The organism is Bradyrhizobium sp. (assembly GCF_035273305.1).
In the GTDB taxonomy this organism is placed as follows: domain Bacteria; phylum Pseudomonadota; class Alphaproteobacteria; order Rhizobiales; family Xanthobacteraceae; genus Bradyrhizobium.
In genome coordinates this window covers 1-3868 of record NZ_DATEPI010000111.1, presented here as the reverse complement: position 1 = coordinate 3868, position 3868 = coordinate 1, and the positions used below count along the sequence as shown (strand labels likewise).

General features: G+C 58.7%; 5 protein-coding genes. All 5 read right to left on the bottom strand.

Annotation, left to right across the window (positions count from 1 at the left end):
• Nucleotides 1-482 (bottom strand): DUF1919 domain-containing protein (locus tag VJV58_RS07450; RefSeq protein WP_324136697.1); only part of this gene is annotated, 482 nt, incomplete at its 3' end.
• 38 nt (nt 483-520) lie between these two features.
• On the bottom strand, nt 521-1279 hold the full coding sequence (locus tag VJV58_RS07445) for a class I SAM-dependent methyltransferase (RefSeq protein ID WP_324136696.1): 759 nt from the start codon (nt 1277-1279) through the stop codon (nt 521-523).
• On the bottom strand, nt 1276-2751 hold the full coding sequence (locus VJV58_RS07440; RefSeq protein WP_324136695.1) for an oligosaccharide flippase family protein: 1476 nt from the start codon (nt 2749-2751) through the stop codon (nt 1276-1278). Before VJV58_RS07440 ends, VJV58_RS07445 begins: the two co-directional genes overlap by 4 nt.
• Before the next feature lie 82 nt (nt 2752-2833).
• The gene (locus VJV58_RS07435) at nt 2834-3544 is read right to left on the bottom strand and encodes a TylF/MycF/NovP-related O-methyltransferase (protein WP_324136694.1); all 711 of its coding nucleotides are present in this window, start codon (nt 3542-3544) and stop codon (nt 2834-2836) included.
• Nucleotides 3545-3659: 115 nt separating this feature from the next.
• Nucleotides 3660-3868: hypothetical protein (locus VJV58_RS07430; protein ID WP_324136693.1), on the bottom strand; the 209-nt coding region annotated here is incomplete at its 5' end.

Genomic DNA, 3868 nt, shown 5'->3' with positions numbered 1-3868 from the left:
GACGGGTTTCCGTCGACAGTGAACGACAAAGGCAGCTTTGCCAGAGGCTCGCGCAACGACTTCAGCGTGATGCCACCTTGAATGGAGCTGACGATCAGCAAGGTTCGTCCATCGAGGCGCTCGATCCGGCGCCGCCACTTGCTGATGGCCTCCTCGCAACTGGTATAATGGAGGAACACGAGTTGACCCCCACCGGCTACGGGATACGACCAGCAAGACTGATCATCGTTGTAGACCAAGCTGGCCTCGTCGAATTCGAGCCATCTGTTCAACCGCCCGCTTGCGAGGTCGTTGAGGAAGCGGCCGTAGGCATTTCCACTGAAATAAAGCCCAGCGGTCGGCGACTGCTTCGGGAGCTCGGCCCATTCATAGAGAATTCCTGGAACGCAATTGTTGGACACGATGACGATCCCCATCGCGTCGAGCTGTTTGACCTGCCTCGTCAGTCGCCGCCGCAAAGAGGCGGTTCGCGCCTTACGCATTCTGCGACTGATGGATCGCGCCGCGCGGGTCGTAATTCTCATGCAGTGCGCGACCCAACGTAAACGAGATGCGGCTTTGGATATGCCAAAAGCCGGCGCACGATCCGTTGCGCCGCCCTCTTTGCGCCGCTGTGCTGACTGAGCAGCGTCGGGACGCCCACCCCTTCGAAGCCGAATTCGCGCAGGTAGTCGACGAGGCTGGCTTTCGTCCATGAGCGTACGTGTTGCCAGCTGTGAAAGATGCACGCGCACTCGGGGCACATGATCTTGCTTGCCTCCAGATTCTCATCGTTTGGCGTGGTCAGCACCAGATTGCCGCCGGGCTTCAACAGCCTTCGCGCTTCGGACAGAACCGAGGCGAGCGATTGATCGTCGAGATGCTCGACCACTTCGACGATGAACAGCGTATCGGCCGTTGAATCGGCAACTTGCTCCGTCCCCACGAAGGCTCCTCGAAAGCGCCGGTGGCCGCCGAACTTACGATTCACTTCCGCCACGCTTGTCGGTGATTGGTCTGCGCCCGAGGCCTCGTATTTCTCGAGCAAATACCCAATCAGGTCGCCCCGGCCGCAACCCATATCGAAAGCTCTGCCAATCGGAATTCGCGCGGAGACGAAGTCAATCAGGCTTCGGCCATGAAGCTTGGAAAAGTAGGTGTCTTCACGATCGCTGCTGGAGCCGATGAAATCCCAAAAGCGCTGAATTCGGTCCGGACTCCAAATGACGTCGTGCGGCGTTGGTTCGGCCGCTCGTACCGAGGCCGGACTCGCGGGCAAATGAGGACCATTCTTGCTCACTGAGCTCGCCTCCGCGCTCGAATTGATACTAGGGTTGCATGGAGACGCCCGACCAGTTCTTCACGTTGGCTGGGTGGCAGGAACCGAAAAGCGAGCAGCAGGCCAATTGCAATCGACCCGATAAAGGCCAAGTCCCAGCCGACACTTAACGGATGAAGCAATCTTGCCGCGACGACCGACGCAAGGACCAGCGCAGCCGTCAGCATTACCATCCGCAGCATCCTGGCCAAGGTTCCGATTGCGCTGGCCAATAGAAGGTAGGTGACGCCGACGCGAAAGACGTAAGCTGCCGCCACTCCTTCGATGCCATTGGTTCGAATGAGCATATAAAGAACGAGCCAGAAAGGGATCATCACCGTGAGATCGATCCTTGCAACCGCGGCCGGGCGAAACTGCCCGCGGAGCGCATGTAGCGGGATTCGCGACAGGGATTCGAGCCAGATGCCGGCCATTAGGATTTCCGCTGCATGCGACGACTTGTTTGCGAAGCCTGGGCTGATCCAAATGGTAATGAACGGCCTGACCAGATAAATGGCCGCCACCGAAGCGATTACCATTATGGCAAGGAGTGTTCGCTCAGATCTGTAGGCGAGTTCTATCGTTTGTTGTTTGGAGAGCGAGGAAAAGCGCGGGAAAAGCGCGGCTCCGGCTGAGTTGCCTAAGATGCAGACTCGCTCGGCCAAATTGTAAGGTATGACGTAGGCGCTCACCGCCGCCGCGCTGATAAATGCGCCTATGACGAAGCGGTCGATCAAAGACATCACGGGAACGAAGAGCACTGAAACGGTTATCCAGAAGCCGAAGCGCAGGAGCGATCGGAGTTCGGAACGGTGATAGGCAACCGGATAGCCCCTCAGCAGGTGGCGATGACACTCGAACCACAGCAGCACCACGGTCAGCGCGCGAGCGCCAATGGCAATGGGCAGCACGACGGTGAGCGATGGTGACCAAAACGCAGCTGCTGCTAGCGGAAGAACCTGAAAGATCACCGTGCCGATGAAAGAGATGGCGTTGAGGCTCGCGAAGCGATGGAGACCCTGAAGTGTTCCGGTTAGCACTCCGGCGACCATGGCGAGCGGCACTGCAACGATCAGCCAGGGAAGCGCGACCATCGTCTCCCCGCGGATATCTCCAGTGACCTTCAGCGCGTGTCCGAAATAAAGTTGCGCTATGGGCCAGGCGACGAGACCGCCGGCAATGCCGAGGCTGGCGTTGGTCAGCAAAGCTGTCCAGAAGATCCGGGCTTGCGTCGCCCGACCCTCTTTCTCTCGTGCTGCGACCTGCTGTGCGGTGGCCATCCCAAGGCCAAGGTCGAGAATCCCGAAATAGCCCAATAAGAGCCACGCCACAGAGAGGATTCCGAAGCGGGCGTCCCCGATCCGGCTCAGATAGGCGGGCACCGTCAGGAACGATACGGCGATTGGGAGCGCCGCTCCGGCGAGGTTGTACAGAGTGTTTCGGCGGGCGCTCATGGAAGGGCGCCCTGTGGGTTTGACCGAATCGATGACTGGTGAGCGGACATGATCGCTCACATTAGCGGACGGACGCTGCCCATTAGCTGACTTTCACGCCCATTCGGTCGGACAAGTCAGTATAATAGAGCAACGGCCGAGTGCGCGGGTCGACAAAATATTCATCGACTGCCCTTTTTACGCCTTCCCAATAACCGACGTCGCCGATGAGGATTGGCCCGCCCAAGGAAAGCCGCGGATAGAGGATCTCAAGCTCGGTCCGGGTGCCTTTGTAAAAGTCCGTGTCGAGCCTAAGCACGCAAATTTGCTGCGGAAGGTTGGCGGCGTCAGCCAAAGTTTCTGCGACATCGCCTTTCACCAAATGAACGCCATTTAAATCAGCGCCGGCGCGTTCGAAGTTTTTGCGGACGTCTTCAACCGAGGCGTGACACCACTCATTGTAATCTTCGCGTTGTTGTTGCTCGAATGTGTTTTGGGTGTCGTACTTCTCGAACTTGGGCCGATCATGTTCGCCAGGCTCGGTCATTCCAGCGAATGTGTCGAATAGCCACGCGCTTTTGGCCGACCGATGTTCCTCGAAGATGAGTTTAGCCGCGAGCGACACGCCGCCGCGCCAGACGCCACATTCGACCCAGTCCCCCGGAATGTCCGCCTCGACCGCGTGCTTCGCAGCGAGCATGGCTGCGGTAAGACCCGTTTTCAGTTCCATGGTCAGGCGGTTGTTCCACACGTAATCGAAAATCTCGACTTCCCGCTTTGTGAATTCGACAGGCAGCACGAAATCGTCCGCCACGCGCCGGATTTCGAAACCAGCTGCCCGAAATGCCGCTTTGAGGACGCTTCTCACAAGCCCCGCTTAACGACCTAAATTGTCCCGCGCGAGGCTTTTGCCTGGGGCTTTCGAGCGGCTAGAGCTGCGGACTCGGTTTAAGCACTGTGCTAACCGGGTTCGACTTGGCCAGCGCTGAAAGGGGTCTTTGCGAGTGTGCGGCATTGCGGGCATCATCGGCAAATGCGCGGGGGATCAGCCGCTCCTCGCCAGAATCGGTGCTGAGCTCGCGCATCGCGGTCCCGACGACCAAGGCATTTGGAGCGATCCGGAAGCGGATGTCGCCTT

Excerpts from the sequence above, each read along its gene's own strand:
- VJV58_RS07440 (WP_324136695.1), bottom strand. The coding sequence starts at position 2,751 with ATGAGCGCCCGCCGAAACACTCTGTACAACCTCGCCGGAGCGGCGCTC.